Origin of the sequence: Catellatospora sp. TT07R-123 (assembly GCF_018327705.1) — a bacterium.
GTDB lineage: Bacteria > Actinomycetota > Actinomycetes > Mycobacteriales > Micromonosporaceae > Catellatospora.
Genome location: NZ_BNEM01000002.1, coordinates 1,209,512 through 1,227,014, shown reverse-complemented (window position 1 = coordinate 1,227,014; position 17,503 = coordinate 1,209,512). Strand labels below are relative to the sequence as shown.

Here is a 17,503-nt window from a genome sequence, read left to right as displayed (position 1 = left end):
ACGACAGCGCGTCACCACGCGTCGGCGCGACCGCGCCTCGGGGCGTCACGCGACGCGGCGCGGCGCGGCCGGAGTCCGTGCAGTTTCGGGGAAAGTGCACGAATGCGGCTCGGAATTCCGGCACTTTCCCCGAAACTGCAGGCTCCGATCGCGACGCGGCGTGCCGCGTCGTCAGGTCAGGTGGCGAAGCGGGACCAGGCGTCGGCGGTGACGGCGTCGGTCATGTCGGCGCCGGCGCGCAGGTCGGCGACGGTGAACGCCACGTCGGCCCCGGCCCGGTGCCGGGCGGCCCGGTCGGCCGGTTCGGCCCACTGCGGGAACAGCCCGCCCAGGTACGCCGCCGCCGCGGACTTGGCGACGATGCCGCCGTGCGCGAGCGTGTAGTGCAGCCGCGGCGGCCCGAGCATCATCCAGGCGACCTGCTCGGCGGGTGCGGGCGCGTCGTCGGGGGCGCCGTCGGTGACCATGCGGATCTGCGCCGCCAGCGGCTGCCAGTAGTCCCGCAGGTTGTCCAGGTTGTAGCGGCGCAGCCCGTCCGGGTCGGGCCGGATGCCGAGCCGGGACACCTCGGGGCCGCGCAGCGCGACGCCGTACCGGCTCAGGGTCAGCCACAGCACCGGGGTCAGCTCGCCGCAGGGGGTGTCGGTGCGCAACCGCCCGTCGACCACGAACGGCACCTGCTCCCGGTCGGCGGGCTGCGCGGCCAGCGCCGCCCGGTCCAGGTAGACCCCGTCGAGGTAGGGCCGGCCGGGGGTGCTCTCGTGGACGGCGGCCAGCTTCGCGAGGTCGTCGCCGGTCGCGGCTCTGCTGGTGACGATGAGCAGGTCGATGTCGCTGCGGTCGGGCTGCCAGGCGCCCAGCGCGGCCGAGCCGACCACGTACAGCCCGTCGACGAAGCCGGGCAGCCCGGCGTCGACCTCGGCGAGGTATGTCTCGACCCGGGCCGTGAGCAGGGCGGGCAGCGCGGTCATGCGCCGAACCTACGCGACCTCGCCGCGTACGACCGCAGCGCCCGCAGGAAGTCCACCTCGCGGAACCCCGGCCAGTACACGTCGCAGAAGTACAGCTCCGAGTACGCGGCCTGCCACAGCAGGAACCCCGACATGCGCCGCTCCCCGCTGGTGCGGATGACCAGGTCCGGATCGGGCTGCCCGTCGGTGTACAGGTGCGCGGCGATCGCCTCGGCGGTCAGCGTCTGCGCGACCTCGGCCAGGCTCGCCCCGGCGGCGGCCCGCTCGTCCAGCAGCGAGCGCACCGCGTCGACGATCTCCGCGCGGCCGTCGTAGCCGATCGCGACGGTCAGGTGGAACCGGGCCTCGCGGGCGCGGGTGTCCTCCTCGGCGAGCTTGAGCGCGTGGCGGGTGGAGTCGGGCAGCAGGTCCAGGCGCCCGGCCAGGTGCAGCCGCCACTGGCCGTCGGGCCGGGCGAGCCGGTGGGCGAGGACGTCCTCCATCATCGCCATCAGGTTGTCGATCTCGTCGCTGTCGCGCTTGCGCATGTTGTCGACGGAGGCGACGAACACGGTCACGTGCCGTACCCCGAGGTCGGCGCACCAGCCGAGGACCTCGTCGATGTGCTCGGCGCCGTGGCGGTGCCCGGTCTGCGCGGACAGGCCCCGTTCGCGGGCCCAGCGGCGGTTGCCGTCCATGACGATGGCGACGTGCCGGGGCAGGTCGGCGGCGGCCAGGCGGCGGCGCAGGCGGTGGGCGTACAGCCGGTAGGCGGCGGTGCGCAGCGGCGACAGCATGTACGGATCGAACCACCGGCGGCGGCTCCGGATGTGGTGATCAGGTGAAGACAGAGTGTCCGGACCGTGGGTACAGTGCAAGATCGTGGAATATGTGAAGCTGGGGCCGACCGGCCTCGACGTGTCCCGCCTCTGCCTGGGCTGCATGAGCTACGGCGAGCCCGACCGGGGCGCCCACACCTGGACGCTGCCGGAGGCCGAGAGCCGCCAGTTCGTCCGGCGCGCACTCGACCTGGGCGTCAACTTCTTCGACACCGCCAACGTGTACTCCGACGGCAGCAGCGAGGAGATCGTCGGCCGGGCGCTGCGCGACTTCGCCCGCCGCGACGAGGTCGTCATCGCCACGAAGGTGCACGGGCAGATGCGGCCCGGTCCGAACGGCTCGGGGCTGAGCCGCAAGGCGATCATGACCGAGATCGACCACAGCCTGCGCCGCCTGGGCACCGACTACGTCGACCTGTACCAGATCCACCGCTGGGATCCGCGTACGCCGATCGAGGAGACCCTGGAGGCGCTGCACGACGTCGTCAAGGCGGGCAAGGCCCGCTACATCGGGGCGTCCTCGATGTACGCCTGGCAGTTCGCCAAGGCCCTGTACACCGCCGACCTGCACGGCTGGACCCGGTTCGCCACCATGCAGAACCACTACAACCTCATCCACCGCGAGGAGGAGCGGGAGATGCTGCCGCTCTGCCTCGACCAGCGGATCGGGGTGCTGCCGTGGAGCCCGCTGGCGCGCGGCCGCCTCACCCGTGAGCCCGGGGCGACCAGCGACCGCCAGTCCACCGACGCCTACGGCAGCTCGCTGTACGACGCCACCGAGGCCGCCGACCGGCGGGTCATCGACGCGGTTGGCGCGATCGCGGCCGAGCGCGGGGTGCCCCGCGCGCAGGTCGCGCTGGCCTGGGTGGCACGCCACCCGGCGGTGACCGCCCCGATCGTCGGGGCGACCAGGCCCGAGCACCTCGACGACGCGGTGGCCGCGCTGGAGCTGGGGCTGACCGGCGACGAGGTCGCCCGCCTGGAGGAGCACTACGCACCGCACCCGGTGGTCGGCTTCCAGTAGCCGGTCGGCAGCGCGCCGGGCCGTGGTCGCGGCCCGGCGCCGGGCGGTCAGCGCGAGGGCTGGGCGCCGTCGGCGATCCGGCGCAGGATGTCCGCGATGAACGGCGCCTTCGCCGCGGCCTCCACGATCGAGGAGGGATTCCATCCGCCGAGCTCAGGCTGTGCGGGTGCTCCCGCCGGTCCGGCTGCCGGGCGACAGCCGAACGGGCCGAGCGCGCTAGCCCAGCCTCGGGGCGCCGGCGACCCCGCCCAGCCACTGCCGCTGGATGCTCTCCAGGACGCCGTCGGCGCGCAGGACGTCCACGGCCTGGCTCAGGCAGGACGTGAGCGCCGAGCCCTTGGGCAGGACCAGGCCGAACTGCTCGGGGGTGCCCGCGGGCTGCGGGAGCTGGCCGACGAGGACGCCGCCGTCGAGCTCGGCGGAGGTCATGTAGAAAGCGGTCGGCAGGTCCACCACGATGCCGTCGACGCTGCCGTTCTGCAGCTGCTTCTTGGCGTCGTCGTTGTCCTTGAACACGGCGGGCGCGGTCTCGGGCTTGACGATCTCGGTGATCGCCCGGTAGCTGGTGCTGTCGACCTGGGCGCCGAGTTTGGCCTGCTTGAGGTCGGCCAGCGACTCGGCCGAGGTGATCTTCGAACCCTTGACGGCGATGACCGTCTGCGTCACCTCGTAGTACGGCGTGGAGAAGTCGACCGCCTGGGCGCGGTCGGCGGTGATCGAGAACTCGTTGATGTCGAAGTCGAACTTCTTCGGCCCGGGGGTGAGGGCGTCGTTGAAGGGGACCCGGGTCCAGGTGATCTGGTCCCGGGCGTAGCCGAGCTTCTCCGCCACCGCGTACGCGATCGCGGACTCGAAGCCCTGGCCGCTGTCGGGCCTGTTGTCGGCGAACCACGGCGGGTATGCCGGGTCGTCGGTGGCGATGGTCAGTTTCCCGGCGGAGAGCGTCGTGAGGGTGCCCGGCGCGCACGAGGCCAGTGCGGCCGGTGTCGCCGGGGCCCGGTCTGGCTTCTCGACGGGTGCGCAGGCGGCCAACGCCAGCATCGCGATCGCGGTGCCGCCGGCCACAGTGGATCGGGGATGGAGCTTCATGGCCGCCAGGGTAGTCTACCGGTCCGATATGGAACCGGGCAGCGCCCGGGTCGGATCTGCGCTGGTCAGACCTGGTCGAGCAGGTGCCCGCTGGGGCCGTAGTCGATCTTCCAGTCCTCGTACACGCCCATGCTGTCGCAGTCGAGGCAGCGCAGGCCGAGGGTCAGCCAGCGGACGTCGCCGTCGTCGTGCAGCGAGAAGCCGACCGCCGCGGTGAACCGCTCGCCCCCGCACGGGCAGCCGAAGTATTCGGGCTCGGCCCCGGCGTCCCAGTGCTCGCCGCTGTCGGCGATGAAGGCGTCCTCGCCGCAGGCCAGGCAGGTGCGCCGGACGGCCTGCTCGTCGGACTGGACCGCCACCGCGAACTCCCGGGCGGCGCAGGCGCAGACGCACTCGCGCACCTCGTGCGTGGGGTAGCCGTCCGTGGTCCGGAGGAACGCGGCCAGGTCGGCGAAGGTCTTCCCGCGGGGGAGGGCGTCGGCGTGTTTCACCTCCGTACAATAACGACCTGCACCGACATGCCGGACAGGGGTGTCCCGGCGCAGGTGACAGCGGGTGCTACCGTCTCGGCCATGATCGAGCCAGAACCCGAAGCGCCGGAGAAGGTGCTGCTCAAACGCTTCCTGCTCGCCGTGGGGACGGTGGGCGGTTGGGTGCTCGGCGTCATGGTGCTGATCGACGTGCTCGGTCTGCGGAATGTCAGGCACATCACCTTCGGGCATCTGATCCTGGGAGCCTTCACCATCGGCTGGGGGTTCGCCGCCAACGGGCTGTGGTATCGGCTGCTGCCGCAGGACCGTAAGCCGCAGTACGTGACCACGAAGTGGCGCCAGGTCAGGAAGTGGTGACCGGAGCCGGTTCGTCGCGCGGCGGCCCGGCGGCGACGGTGAGCCGGGTCGCGGCGAGGATGAGCAGCGCGGCCGCGCCGTGCCACAGGGTCGGCCGCCGGTCGTAGAGGACGTAGGCGGCGATCGTGCCGAAGACCGGCTCGGCCAGCAGCACGGTCGAGGCCGTGACGGGGGACAGGCGCCGCATCGCGAGCCAGTACAGCCAGCAGGCCGGGGCGAACAGCAGCAGGCCGACCAGGACCAGCACGCCGAGGTCCCGCCCGTCCCCGGGCGCCAGCAGCGCCGGGCTGAGCAGCAGGCCCGAGGCCAGCATCTGCGCCCCGGCGGCCGCCGTCGGCGCGACCTCGTGCGCCGACGCGCGGACCATGGTGACGAACAGGGCCAGGCAGCCCGCGCTGACCAGGCTGAGCGCCAGGCCGAGGACCATCCGGGGGTACGCGGCACCGCCGTCCCCGCCCAGCGCGAGGCACCCCAGCGCCAGCAGCGTCAGCCCGATCGCGGCCGGGGTCCGGTGCCCGGCCGCGGTGCCGCGCAGCAGCCCGAGCCCGGCGAGCAGCACCGGGGCGAGCAGGTGCACGGCCATGGCCGGGCCGATGGGTGCCCATTGCAGCGCCAGGTAGTAGCAGGCGACGTTGACCGCCTCGATCGCGCCGAGCGCGGCGACGCGCCGTACCCCCAGGGTGGTGAAGGCGCGGGTCGGCCGCAGGCCGGCCGCGGCGCCCAGCCCCAGCAGGGCCAGGCCCGTGGTCGTCTCGACGACCGCCGCGGCCGCGACGCCGCCGGTGTCCAGCCCCGAGACCGCGCCGCCGACCACTCCCCACAGCGCGGCCGCGCCGAGCATCGGCAGGCACAGCAGGAACACGACCCGGCCGGACGGCGGTGCGGACATGCCCGGACTGTAGGCGAGGCGGCCAAGGTGCGCCCCGGCGGCCGCGACGGGTGCGACGTCGCGGCCGCCGGGGCGGCTCAGGGGTGGGCCGTCAGGCCCAGGGCGCGGTCGGGTACCAGGGGATGATGCCGCGCCGCTCCAGGGCGCGCACGTCCCAGTACAGGAACGTGAACGCGCCCGCCGCCAGGAAGGCTATCGCGACGATCACGGTCATGCGAGCGGGCCTGGCCGCCAGCCACCGCTGCACGCCGCCGCCGAACAGCAGCGAGATCAGAGCGAGCAGCACCGTCATGATGACGACGTTGCCCAGCGACTGGAGCACGAACGCGGCCGCGCCGTAGAGCGGGTTGCCGCTGTCGGCGGCGTCGCGGAACAGCATCCGGAACAGCCCGAACGGCCGTCCGATGAGGAATCCGCCGATCAGCACGCCCATGAACACCATCGGCGCGTTGGGGCGGCGCTGCGCGATCCGGGCGAACGGGTCGGGCACCAGCCGCAGCGCGGCCAGGCCCAGGTAGACCATGACCAGCCCGATCAGGCCGAAGACGACCAGCGACTGGATGCTGCGGGCCGAGAGCGCCCCCGGGGTGCTGGGCGCGGTCGAGAACTGCGGCATGTCGGTGCCGATGATCCCGACCAGCGCGCCGTACAGGGCGGACACGGTGATCATGCCGAGCGACAGCCAGCCCAGCGGCCGAAGCAGCTGGCGCACCCGGCTGCTGCGGCTGCCGTTGTCGCCGAGCATCGGGCTCATCGCCCCGACCACGGCGATGTTGCAGGCGGTGAAGGTGCCGGCGATGCCGCTGACGAAGGCGAACGCGATCCCGGCGGCGATGCCGGCGATCGGGGTGCCCTTGGCGTCGTGGCCGAGCAGGGTGTTGGCGACGTTGTCGCCGATGGTGGAGTCGACGAACTCGGCCGACCAGACGACGGTCAGCACGAAGCCGAGCAGCAGGCCGATGGTGACGACGAGCCCGCGCCGCCGGGGCACGTACCCGTTGACGAACAGCGACGTCGGGTGCGGGGCCTCGGCCGGCGCGGGCCGGGTGGTGGTGTCGGACAGGGCCATGGCGGTCTCCTTCTGCCGAAAAGGACGACCGCCACAGCCTGAGCCAAGCATTTTGCGAGAACCTTCTCCGAAACTGCTTTCTTCGAAAGTGCTCAATATGTCGGGACTAGGTGAGGTTCGGGCGCAGCCACTTCTCGGCCGTCTCGACCTCGACGCCCCGGCGGGCGGCGTAGTCGGCGAGCTGGTCCTGGCCGACGCGGCCGACGGTGAAGTAGCGCGAGTCCGGGTGGGCCAGCATCAGGCCGCTGACCGCGGCCGCCGGGGTCATCGCGAACGACTCGGTCAGCCCCAGCCCGACCTGCTCCGCGCCGAGCAGGTCGAACAGCTCCCGCTTGAGCGTGTGGTCGGGGGTGGCCGGGTAGCCGAACGCGGGCCGGATGCCCCGGAACCGCTCGGCGTGCAGGTCCTCGATCGCCGGGTCGGCGCCGGGCTCGTACCACTCCCGCCGCGCCCGCAGGTGCAGGTACTCGGCGAACGCCTCGGCCAGGCGGTCGGCCAGCGCCTTCACCATGATCGCCCGGTAGTCGTCGTGGGCCCGCTCATGCGTCGCGGCCAGCTCCTCCGCGCCCAGGATGGCCACGCCGAAGCCGCCGACGTGGTCGCCTTCGGGGGCGAGGTAGTCGGCCAGGCCGCGGTTGGGCCGGCCCTCGGGCTTGACCGTCTGCTGGCGCAGCATCGGTATCCGCAGCGGGCCGTCGGCCGCGTCGACGATGATGTCGTCGCCGTCGCTGTGTGCGGGCCAGAAGCCGTAGACGCCGTGGGCGCGCAGCGAGCCGTCGGCGATGATCTGGTCGAGCATCGTGTTGGCGTCGTCGTACAGCTCGCGGGCCTGCGGCCGGTCCAGGATCGCCGGGAACTTGCCCTTGAGCTCCCAGGCCAGGAAGAGGAACTGCCAGTCGATCATCTCGCGCAGCTCGGCCAGGCTCGGCTGCACCTGCCGCACCCCGGTGAACGCGGGCACGGGCAGGTCGCCGAAGTCGACCCGCTCGCGGTTGGCCCGCGCCTGGGCCAGCGTCAGCAGCGGCTGGCGGGTGCGGTTGGCGTGCTCCTCGCGCAGGCGCGCCTGCTCGGCCAGGTTGCGCACGTGCAGGTCCTCGGCCCGGTCGGCGTCGAGCAGGTCCGACACCACGCCGACGACGCGGGAGGCGTCGAGCACGTGCACGGTCGTCGACTCGTACGCGGGGGCGATGCGCACCGCCGTGTGCTGCCGGGACGTGGTCGCGCCGCCGATCAGCAGCGGCAGCTTCAGCCCGCGTCGCTGCATCTCCTGCGCCACGTTGACCATCTCGTCCAGCGACGGGGTAATCAGGCCGGACAGGCCGATGATGTCGGCGCCCTCGGCGACCGCCGTGTCCAGGATGGTCGCGGCGGGCACCATCACGCCGAGGTCGATCACCTCGTAGTTGTTGCAGCCCAGCACCACGCCGACGATGTTCTTGCCGATGTCGTGCACGTCGCCCTTGACCGTGGCCAGCACGACCTTGCCCTGCCCGCGCGTGGTCTCGGCGCGCCCGGCCAGCCGGGCCTGCTCCTTCTCGGCCTCCATGTACGGCTCCAGGTAGGCCACGGCGCGCTTCATCACCCGGGCGCTCTTGACCACCTGCGGCAGGAACATCTTGCCGGACCCGAACAGGTCGCCGACGACCTTCATGCCGTCCATCAGCGGGCCCTCGATCACCTCCAGGGGGCGGTCGGCCTGCTGCCGCGCCTCCTCGGTGTCGTCCTCGATGAAGTCGACGATGCCGTGCACCAGCGCGTGCGACAGCCGCTGCGCCACCGGCGCCTCGCGCCAGGACAGGTCGATCTCACGCTTGGTGCCGCTGCCGCTGACCGTGCTCGCGAACGCGACCAGCCGGTCGGTGGCGTCGGCCCGCCGGTCGAACAGCACGTCCTCGACCAGCTCCAGCAGGTCGGCCGGGATGTCCTGGTAGACGGCGAGCTGGCCGGCGTTGACGATGCCCATGTCCAGCCCGGCGCGCACCGCGTACAGCAGGAACGCCGAGTGCATCGCCTCGCGCACCACGTCGTTGCCGCGGAACGCGAACGACAGGTTGGAGATGCCGCCGCTGGTGCGCGCCCCGGGGCAGCGCTGCTTGATCAGCGGCAGCGCCTCGATGAACGCCTTGGCGTAGCCGTTGTGCTCGGCGATGCCGGTCGCCACCGCGAGCACGTTCGGGTCGAAGATGATGTCCTCGGGGACGAAGCCGAGGCGCTGGGTGAGCAGGTCGTACGCCCGCGCGCATATCTCGACCTTGCGCGCGGCGGTGTCGGCCTGGCCCTGCTCGTCGAAGGCCATCACCACCACGCCCGCGCCGTACGCCTGGACGCGGCGGGCCTGGTCGAGGAAGACCTCCTCGCCCTCCTTGAGGCTGATCGAGTTGACCACGCCCTTGCCCTGCACGCACTTGAGCCCGGCCTCCAGGACGCTCCACTTGGAGCTGTCCACCATGATCGGCACCCGGGCCACCTCGGGCTCGGTCGCGATCAGGTTCAGGAAGGTGGTCATCGCCTGCTCGCTGTCGAGCAGGTCGGCGTCCATGTTGACGTCGAGCAGGTTGGCCCCGCCGCGCACCTGGTCCACCGCCACGGCGACCGCGCCCTGGTGGTCGTCGGCCTCGATCAGGCGGCGGAACTTCGCCGAGCCGGTCACGTTGGTGCGCTCGCCGATCATCACGAACCCGGTGTCCGGGCCGATCGCGAACTGCTCCAGGCCGCTGAACCGGGTCGCGGGCTCGGGCGCTGGCACCTGCCGCGGCGCCATGCCCTTGACGGCCTCGGCCAGCTCGGCGATGTGCGGCGGCGTGGTGCCGCAGCAGCCGCCGATGATGTTGACCAGCCCCGACGCCGCGAACTCGCCGTGCAGGTCGGCGGTGTCCTGCGGGGTCTGGTCGTAGCCGCCGAAGGCGTTGGGCAGGCCCGCGTTGGGGTGGGCGGCGACGTGCGTGCCCGCGATGCGCGCCAGCTCCGCCACGTGCGGCCGCATCTCGGTCGCGCCCAGTGCGCAGTTCACGCCGACCACCAGCGGGCGGGCGTGCTCGATCGAGCGCCAGAACGCCTCGACCGTCTGTCCGGACAGCGTCCTGCCGCTGAGGTCGACGATCGTCACGGACAGCCACAGCGGCAGGTGCGGGGCGACCTCCTGCGCGGCGGCGATGGCGGCCTTGGAGTTGAGCGTGTCGAAGATGGTCTCGATGAGCAGCAGGTCGACGCCGCCCTCGTCGAGCGCGGCGATCTGCTCCGCGTAGGCCGCCTTGACCTGGTCGTAGGTCACCGCGCGGTACGAGGGGTCGTCGACCTTCGGCGACAGCGACAGGGTGACGTTGAGCGGGCCGACCGAACCGGCGACCCAGCGCTGGCCGAACTCGTCGGCGGCCTGCCGCGCCAGCCGCGCGGCCTGCACGTTCATCTCGCGCACGTGCCCCTCCAGCCCGTAGTCGGCCTGGCCGACGCTGGTGGCGGTGAACGTGTTGGTGGAGGTGATGTCGGCCCCGGCGGCCAGATACTGCCGGTGCACGTCCAGGATGACGTCGGGCCGGGTCAGGTTCAGCAGGTCCGGGTCGCCGTTGACATCGCGCGGGAAGTCCTTGAACAACTCGCCGCGGTAGTCGGCGTCGGTCAGCCCGACCCGCTGCAGCACGGTGCCCCAGGCGCCGTCGAGGACGACCACCCGCTTGCTCAGCTGCTCGCGCAGGGCCGCGATCCGGGCCGCGTGCTGCTCACGATTGCTCAAGACGACACCTCCGTATGATCGGAGGCGCCCTTGGTCTGAAGATCCTGGTCGAGCGTGGCGGGTATGGCCCCGTCGCAGCGCCTCTCGACCTGAGTGAAAAGTGTACCCGCCCGTCCCGCGTGCCCGATCAGCCCCGCCCGAACGCGCTCACTGGTTGGGACGCGGCGCCCGCCAGTTGGCCGTGCAGGTCCTTGAGCACGGCCTGGGCGGCGCGGCGCCCCGAGATCAGCGCACCCTGGATCGAGCTGGTGTCGCGATGGTCGCCGCAGACGTACCGCAGCCGGTCGTAGCGGATCAGGCGGCGCAGCGGGTGCGGGGCGGGCATCGCGGGCAGCGCCTGCGGGATCCGGTACGCCTCGACCAGCGGCCACGAGCTGGTGACCGTGTCGTAGAGCAGCTCCAGCCGGTCGCGGACCAGCCGGTCCAGCTCGGCCAGCGGGGTCGAGACGTCCAGCACCGACGTCGCGACCAGGTGGTGCCCGTCCGGGGCGTATCCGGCGGCGGCCGCCGACAGCACCACCGTGCTGCGCACCAGCCGCTCCTCCCCGTCCACCACCAGCAGCGGCTCGTCCAGCGGCGCCCGGTCGGCGTCGTGGTAGAAGGTCGTCACGCCGTGCCAGGCCGGCCTGCGCAGGCCGGGCAGCAGGTCGGCCGCGGTCGCCGCGTCGGTCGCCACCACCACCGCGCGGGCCGACACCTCGCCGATCCCGGCCACGACCAGGCCCTGCGGCGTGATCCGGGTGACCTTCGCGCCGACCCGGACATGGGGCACCCGCGCGGCCAGCTGCCGGGGCAGCGCCCGCATGCCCTGGGCGGGCACGCCGGCGCCGCCGCGCAGGAACGTGCGCCACATGAGGTGGAAGAACCGGCCCGAGGTGTCCAGCCCGTCCTCCAGGAACACCCCGGACAGGAACGGGCGGACCACCCGGTCGACCCCGGCCGGTGTCATCCCGGCGTCGATCAGCTCGTCCAGCGTCGGGCGGTCGGGGCGGTGCTTGAGCCGCCGGTCGGAGCCCAGCGTGTCGCGTACGGCCAGCCCGGCCAGGGCGATCGCGTCGCCGAGCGGCAGCAGGCCGCCCGGGACCGCGGCCGGGGCGGACAGGCCGGGCCGCAGCCGGTACAGGTGGTCGCGGAAGTACACGCCCAGCCCGCGCGTGAACGGGCGCAGGTGCAGCGCGGGCACGTCGAACTCGGCGGCCAGCGCCGGATACGAGGGGCACAGCACCTGGAAGCCCCGGTCCAGCAGGAATCCGTCGACCTCGTCGGTGCGCACCCGCCCGCCGACATCGTCGGCCGCCTCGTACACCGCCACGTCCAGGCCCGCGTCGTGCAGCCGCCGGGCCGCCACCAGCCCGGCCAGGCCCGCCCCGACCACCGCCACGTCGACCGTCTCGCCCACGCGTCCAGGCTAGCGGCGCGCCGGGCCCCGGCCGGTGCGTTCGGGCTGTTCAGGGCGCATGTGAACCGCGCCGGTGCTCCTGGTCGACGACGGCGTCGAGGTCGGCCAGCCGGTCGAGCTGCCGCAGCGGCTGGGCCAGCCGGTGGTTGCCGCGCAGCGCGTCGCGGTGCCGGTCCAGGAACGCCCAGTACCCGGCCGTGTACGGGCACGCGTGCTCGCCCAGCCGGGTGCCGGGGTCGTAGCGGCAGCCGCCGCAGTAGTCGCTCATCCGGTGCAGGTACGCCCCGCCCGCCGCGTACGGCTTGGTGGTGATGGCGCCCGCGTCGGCGTACTGGCTCATGCCGACGACGTTGGCGGTCATCACCCACTCGTAGCCGTCGACGAAGCAGCGGTGGAACCAGTCGGCCAGCTCCTGCGGCCGCCAGCCGCGTTGCAGACCGTAGTTGCCCAGCACCATCAGCCGGGGGATGTGGTGCACCCAGCCCCGGTCGCGCACCCCGGCCAGCACATCGGACAGGCAGCGGGCCTGCACCGCGTCGGCGTCGAGCCCGGCGAACCAGTCCGGCAGCGTGCGCCGGGCGTGCAGCCGGTTGGCCCGCGGGTAGCGCTCGCCGAGATACCAGTACAGGTGCCAGATGTAGTCGCGCCAGCCGATCAGCTGCCGGACGAAGCCTTCTGTGCTGGCCAGCGGCACCTTGCCCGCGCGGAAGGCGCGCTCGGCGGCGCGGGCCGCCTCCAGCGGGTCGAGCAGGCCCAGGTTCAGCGGCGCCGACAGCATGCTGTGCGCCAGCCAGGGGTCGCCGGACAGCATCGCGTCCTCGTACGGCCCGAACGCCGCGAGCCGGTGCGCGACGAAGTGCCGCAGCCGCGCCACGGCCTCGTCCCGCGTGGCCGGGAACAGCCGCGGCCCGTCGCGGCCCACGAACGCGACGCCCTCGCGCTCCCAGCGGTCCAGGTCGGCGCGGACCTCGGCGTCGACGTCGTCCTCGACCGGCAGCGGCGGGGGCGGCACGTCCAGGTGCCCGGACTTCGGCGGCGGCTGCCGGTTGTCGGCGTCGAGGTTCCACCGGCCGCCGACCGGCTCGCCACCGTCCATGAGCAGTCCGAACCGTCGCCTGGCGTCGTGGTAGAAGTCCTCCATCCGCAGCCGGGAGCGGCCGTTCGCCCAGGCCGTGAACTCGGCCGGGTCGGTGGCGAAGCCGCGCGGGCCGAGCATCGTCACTCCCGCCGCGCGGACCAGGCGGCGGGCGGCGCGGGAGGTCGGATGGCAGGCGTCCAGCGGCTCGCGTACCCGGGCCAGCGCCTCCCGGTAGGTCTCGGTGCGCAGGTAGCGGGCCTGGTCGCCGAGCTCGGCGGCGCGGTGGCGCATCGCGGACAGCACCAGGTGCGCCTTCTGCCGGTGGAACGCCCGCCGCCGGAACACCGCCTTCGACTCGATCAGCAGCACCGGCTGCGCCGGGTCGTCGAGGAAATGCGGTCCGAGCTGGTCGCCGAACAGCCACCGCCGCACCATCGGGCCTCCTGCCTGCGCATGTTCCCCTGTTCAACGACTGTTGCGCCGTCTCGGGTAGCGGCCCGGGTGCCGATGCCCGATGCTGGCGGGGTGTACGACGTCGCGATCGTGGGCGCGGGCCCGGCCGGATCGGCGGCCGCCGTGGCCGCGGCGACCGCCGGAGCCCGGGTGCTGCTGCTGGACCGTGACGACTTCCCCCGCGACAAGACCTGCGGCGACGGCATCGCCCAGCAGGGCCTGGACGTCCTGGCGGGGCTCGGCGTCACCGGGGTCACCGACGGCTACGCCCCGATCCGGTCGCTGCGGCTGACCGCGCCGGGCGGGGCCGAGGCGGCCCGGCCGCTGCCGGAGGCCGCGTACACCATCCCGCGCCAGGTGTTCGACGCCCGGCTGGTGGGAGCGGCCGTCGCGGCGGGCGCGCGGCTGGCCCGGCACACCGTCCGCGCGGTCACGGTGCGGCCCGACCGGGTCGATCTGGGCGACGGCGTCGCCGCCCGGGTGGTGATCGGGGCCGACGGCGCCAACTCGGTGGTGCGGCGGGCGCTGGGCCTGCCCCGCAACCCGCGCGGGCACCTGGCGGTGGCGCTGCGCGGCTACGCCCCGGCCGCCGGGATGGCCGCTGAGCAGCGCATCGTCATGACCGGGCGGCGCTGGCCCGCGTACGCGTGGTCGTTCCCGATCGGCGACGGCCGCCGCAACGTCGGCTACGGCGAGCTGACCGCCGGCAGCGGGCTCTCGCGCGAGCACCTGATCGGGCGGATGCACGAGCTGCTCGGCGACACCGACCCGGCGACGGTGACCGCGCTGCGCGCGCACCACCTGCCGCTGTCGACCTGGCGGCCCGCGCCGGGCCACGGCCGGGTGCTGCTGGCCGGGGACGCGCTGTCGCTGGTCAACCCGTTCACCGGGGAGGGGATCTTCTACGCGGTGCTGTCCGGGGCGCTGGCGGGGGCGGCGGCGCGGCACGGCGAGCACGCGGGGGCGGCGTACACCCGCGCACTGCGGGATCGGATGGCGCGCCACCTGCGGCACACCGGCGTGATCGCGCGGGCCACGGCGGCGCCGTGGGTGGTCGACGCGGGCATCCGGGCCGCCGCCGCCGACCAGCGCGTCTTCGACGGTTTCGTCGGCCTGGGGCTGGGCGACGGCCTGCTCACGGCGCGCCTGCTCGGCGCGGTGACCCGCGCGGTGCTGCGCCGGTCCTGAGGTGGCGGTGGCGGGTGGGCAAGATCGCGACCTCCGGTCAATCGGAGCGCCTCGGGTGCACCTCCAGACCGCAACCGCCGATCATCGGGGGAGCGCACGTCGCGGCGGGCCGCGTGGTAGCGGAGTTGCCTGAGACCTCGCTGTGAAAAGCGACATTCTTTCCGTAAGATGAAATAAGCCCACGTAGTAGCGTAGTTATGGAGGTATCTGCGCCCGACCGGGCGTGTCCTCGACGCCGGGAGGTGCCGCCGTGCCGGAAACCGAGACCGCCGAACCTGCCCGGCGCTGGATGGGTGTCGGCCGCAGCGACCTGACCGACTCCCGCGCCGCGGCGGTCGCCGCCGCCACCGCCGCGCAGACCGGGCCTGACGCGAAGCTGCTGGTCGTCTTCGCCGCCATCACCCATGATCCCGCGCAGGTGCTCGCCGGGCTGGCCGAAGCGGCCCCCGGCGTCACCGTGGTCGGCTGCACCACCCACGGCGAGATCGGGCCGGGCGGCCCTGCCGACGGCACCATCACCATCGCGGCACTCGGCGGCGCGGGCCTTCAGGTGGAGACCAGCGTGGCCACCCGGGTGGCCGGGCGGCAGGGCGACGCCGGTTACGAGGTCGCCGACTGCGTCAGCCGCGTCGACCTGCCGCACAAGGTGCTCATGCTGCTCACCGACGGCCTGGTCCGCGACCAGGAGAGCATCGTGCGGGGCTGCTACCGGGCGCTGGGCGCGGCGGTGCCGCTGTTCGGCGGCGCCGCGGCCGACGGCTGGCGCATGAGCGGGGCGTACCTGTTCCACAACGGCGAGGTGCTCACCGACGCCGTGGTCGGCGCGGCCATCGCGTCCGAGGCGCCGCTGGCCGTGGGGGTCCGCCACGGCTACGAGACCATCGGCCAGCCGATGATCGTCACCCGCAGCGAGAACGGCCGCGTGCTCACCCTCGACGACCGCCCCGCCCTCGACGTGTACCTGGAACGCCTGGACGCCCCGCCGGAGGTGTACCGCGATCCGGCCGCGTTCACCGCGTTCGCGCTGCCCCGGCCGCTGGGCGTGCAGCGCCGCTCCGGCGTCGAGGCCCGCAACCTGTCCACCGAGGTCGACCTCGAAGGCAGGTCCATCGGCGGCGGCGGCGCGATCGACCCCGGCGGCCTGACCTGGGTGATGACCGGCGACGAGCAGACGATCCTGGAGGCCACGGACGCGGCGTGCGACGACGCGCTGACCGCCCTCGGCGGGCGGGAACCGATCGGCATGCTCACCTTCAGCTGCGCCGCGCTGCGCGCCGTGCTCGGCGAGGAGGGCATCCGGCGCGAGGGGGAGCGGCTCCAGAAGTGGGCCGGTTCGCTGCCGTTCGCGGGCTTCTACACGTACGGCGAGATCGCCCGCAACCACGGCATCGACGGCTTTCACAACCAGACGCTCGTCGTACTGGCCCTCAGCTGACCGGCCTGGCGAGCTGACATGCCCCTGGCCGAGTCGCTCTACATCCAGCAGCTCGTGGAGCTGCTGGCCGTGGTGTCGGCCTCGCCGGACGAGCCGACCGCGGTGCAGAACGGCGTGGAGCGGTCGGCGCAGGCGCTGGAGGCCGAGGTGGCCGCCGTGGTGTTCGACGGCAAGGTGGCCGCGTCGATCGGGTTCCCGCCCGACGCGGTGCCGCAGGAGGACATCGTCGCGGTCGGCGCGCAGCAGCGCGCTGATCTCGACGTGCCGGGGCTGGGCCGCTGCCCGGCCGTGTCCGCGTCGTGGGCGGGCAGCCGTCCCGGGCAGCTCGTGCTGGCCCGCTGGGGCGAGGGGTTCGGCATCGAGGAGCGCAACCTGGTCCGGGGCATGGCCCGGGTGCTGGAACTGACCCTGACCATGCTGCGTACGCTCGCCGCCGAGCACTCGATCCGCGAGTCGCTGGAGGAGCAGCAGCGGCTGCTGACGCACCTGTTCGCGATCCAGCGCGCCATCTCCCGCCGCGAGGAGCTCCAGCGCATCCTCGACGCGGTCACCGCCGCCGCGAGCGACCTGCTCGGCGACGAGGTCGGCCTGCTGTGGCTGCGCGACGAGTCCCATCCGGACCGGGCCCGGCTGGTGTCGGCGGCCGGTCCGCTGGTGGACGTCGACGAGCAGGTGACGGTCGGACTGGACCAGGCCGGGACCGCCGGGGAGGCGATCCGGGCCGACCAGGTCGTGGTCCGCCACGGCGTGGCCGACCCCGATCCCGCGCTCAGCCGCCTGGGCGACGGCCCGGTGTACGCCTCGCTGGCCGCCCCGGTGCACGACAGCGGGACGGTCACCGGGGCGCTGCTGGTGGCCTCGTGCGACCCGTCCCGGGCGTACAGCCCCGCCGACGAGCAGACCCTCGGTGCGTTCGCCGAGAACGTCAGCCTGGCCCTGACCGACGCCAACATGGTGGTGCGCATCCAGCAGGCCCACCGCGACCCGCTCACCGGGCTGGCCAGCCGCCGCCTGTTCATGGAGCAGCTCGCGCGGCGGATGGCCGACGGGACCGGCAGCACGCTGGCGGTGCTCTTCCTGGACCTGGACCGCTTCAAGGAGATCAACGACACGCTGGGGCACGCGGCGGGCGACCAGCTGCTGACGGCGACCGCCGACCGGATCGCCGCGCAGCTGCGCAGCGGCGACGTCGCGTCCCGGTTCGGCGGCGACGAGTTCGCGGTGCTGCTGCACGAGGTGGACGGGCCGGGCGACGCGTCCGCGGTGGCCGGCCGGATCATCGCGGCGACGGGCAAGCCGGTCCGGGTGGCCCGGCGGCTGCTGCGGGTGGGGGTGAGCATCGGCATCGCGCTGAGCGATCCGGCCGTGCTGGCGCCCGACGAGCTCGTCGCCCGCGCCGACCTGGCCATGTACGAGGCCAAGCGCACCGGCGCCGGCGGCTGGGTCGTCTACCGCCCCGACATGTCGGACTTCGCGGCGGCCTGAGCGGACGCGACGGGCCGCCGACCCGGG

General features: G+C 73.6%; 14 protein-coding genes. 5 read left to right on the top strand and 9 right to left on the bottom strand.

Going from position 1 to position 17,503, the window contains the following annotated elements; translation table 11 throughout:
* Positions 1 to 176: 176 nt before the first annotated feature.
* Positions 177 to 971 (bottom strand): nucleotidyltransferase domain-containing protein, encoded by a 795-nt coding sequence (locus Cs7R123_RS25580; protein ID WP_212830250.1) that lies wholly within the window; start codon positions 969 to 971, stop codon positions 177 to 179.
* Complete coding sequence (uppS, locus tag Cs7R123_RS25575) at positions 968 to 1,747, bottom strand: polyprenyl diphosphate synthase (RefSeq protein ID WP_212830249.1); 780 nt, start codon at positions 1,745 to 1,747, stop codon at positions 968 to 970. The genes Cs7R123_RS25580 and uppS overlap by 4 nt, the downstream gene beginning before the upstream one ends.
* Positions 1,748 to 1,832: 85 nt before the next feature.
* Here uppS and Cs7R123_RS25570 point away from each other — a divergent pair, with 85 nt between their 5' ends.
* The gene (locus Cs7R123_RS25570) at positions 1,833 to 2,813 is read left to right on the top strand and encodes an aldo/keto reductase (RefSeq protein WP_212830248.1); all 981 of its coding nucleotides are present in this window, start codon (positions 1,833 to 1,835) and stop codon (positions 2,811 to 2,813) included.
* A 216-nt stretch (positions 2,814 to 3,029) separates the two neighbouring features.
* Here Cs7R123_RS25570 and Cs7R123_RS25565 read toward each other — a convergent pair whose 3' ends face one another.
* Both Cs7R123_RS25565 and Cs7R123_RS25560 read right to left on the bottom strand, forming a co-directional pair.
* On the bottom strand, positions 3,030 to 3,902 hold the full coding sequence (locus tag Cs7R123_RS25565; RefSeq protein WP_212830247.1) for a transporter substrate-binding domain-containing protein: 873 nt from the start codon (positions 3,900 to 3,902) through the stop codon (positions 3,030 to 3,032).
* A gap of 65 nt (positions 3,903 to 3,967) precedes the next feature.
* Positions 3,968 to 4,393, bottom strand: coding sequence for a hypothetical protein (locus Cs7R123_RS25560; RefSeq protein ID WP_212830246.1), 426 nt, complete (start codon positions 4,391 to 4,393; stop codon positions 3,968 to 3,970).
* 81 nt (positions 4,394 to 4,474) lie between these two features.
* Between Cs7R123_RS25560 and Cs7R123_RS25555 the strand changes: the two genes are divergently transcribed.
* Positions 4,475 to 4,750: a hypothetical protein gene (locus Cs7R123_RS25555; RefSeq protein WP_212830245.1), complete on the top strand. Its 276-nt coding sequence runs from the start codon at positions 4,475 to 4,477 to the stop codon at positions 4,748 to 4,750.
* Here the strand turns inward: Cs7R123_RS25555 and Cs7R123_RS25550 are convergent.
* The 5 genes from Cs7R123_RS25550 to Cs7R123_RS25530 all read right to left on the bottom strand — a co-directional run bounded on the left by Cs7R123_RS25550 (position 4,737) and on the right by Cs7R123_RS25530 (position 13,350).
* Entirely contained in the window at positions 4,737 to 5,639 is a 903-nt protein-coding gene (locus Cs7R123_RS25550; RefSeq protein WP_212830244.1) for a DMT family transporter, read from the bottom strand. The two genes, Cs7R123_RS25555 and Cs7R123_RS25550, sit on opposite strands and share 14 nt — an antisense overlap.
* 91 nt (positions 5,640 to 5,730) lie before the next feature.
* Positions 5,731 to 6,708: a hypothetical protein gene (locus tag Cs7R123_RS25545; RefSeq protein ID WP_244872137.1), complete on the bottom strand. Its 978-nt coding sequence runs from the start codon at positions 6,706 to 6,708 to the stop codon at positions 5,731 to 5,733.
* A gap of 106 nt (positions 6,709 to 6,814) precedes the next feature.
* Positions 6,815 to 10,387 (bottom strand): methionine synthase, encoded by a 3,573-nt coding sequence (metH, locus tag Cs7R123_RS25540; protein WP_244872462.1) that lies wholly within the window; start codon positions 10,385 to 10,387, stop codon positions 6,815 to 6,817.
* 178 nt (positions 10,388 to 10,565) lie between these two features.
* Positions 10,566 to 11,837 carry an NAD(P)/FAD-dependent oxidoreductase gene (locus Cs7R123_RS25535; RefSeq protein ID WP_212830243.1) on the bottom strand — a complete coding sequence of 424 codons (1,272 nt, stop codon included), beginning with the start codon at positions 11,835 to 11,837 and terminating at the stop codon, positions 10,566 to 10,568.
* Positions 11,838 to 11,886: 49 nt separating this feature from the next.
* Positions 11,887 to 13,350 (bottom strand): cryptochrome/photolyase family protein, encoded by a 1,464-nt coding sequence (locus Cs7R123_RS25530; RefSeq protein ID WP_212830242.1) that lies wholly within the window; start codon positions 13,348 to 13,350, stop codon positions 11,887 to 11,889.
* 18 nt (positions 13,351 to 13,368) lie between these two features.
* On the opposite strand from Cs7R123_RS25530, the gene Cs7R123_RS25525 reads away from it, so the two are divergent.
* From Cs7R123_RS25525 to Cs7R123_RS25515, 3 genes are all read left to right on the top strand, one after another.
* A complete protein-coding gene (locus tag Cs7R123_RS25525; RefSeq protein ID WP_374707028.1) occupies positions 13,369 to 14,556 on the top strand; it encodes a geranylgeranyl reductase family protein in 1,188 nt (395 codons plus the stop codon).
* 250 nt (positions 14,557 to 14,806) lie between these two features.
* A complete protein-coding gene (locus Cs7R123_RS25520) occupies positions 14,807 to 15,991 on the top strand; it encodes an FIST signal transduction protein (protein WP_212830240.1) in 1,185 nt (394 codons plus the stop codon).
* Positions 15,992 to 16,009: 18 nt separating this feature from the next.
* Positions 16,010 to 17,476: a sensor domain-containing diguanylate cyclase gene (locus tag Cs7R123_RS25515; RefSeq protein ID WP_212830239.1), complete on the top strand. Its 1,467-nt coding sequence runs from the start codon at positions 16,010 to 16,012 to the stop codon at positions 17,474 to 17,476.
* The last annotated feature ends 27 nt before the right edge of the window (positions 17,477 to 17,503 follow it).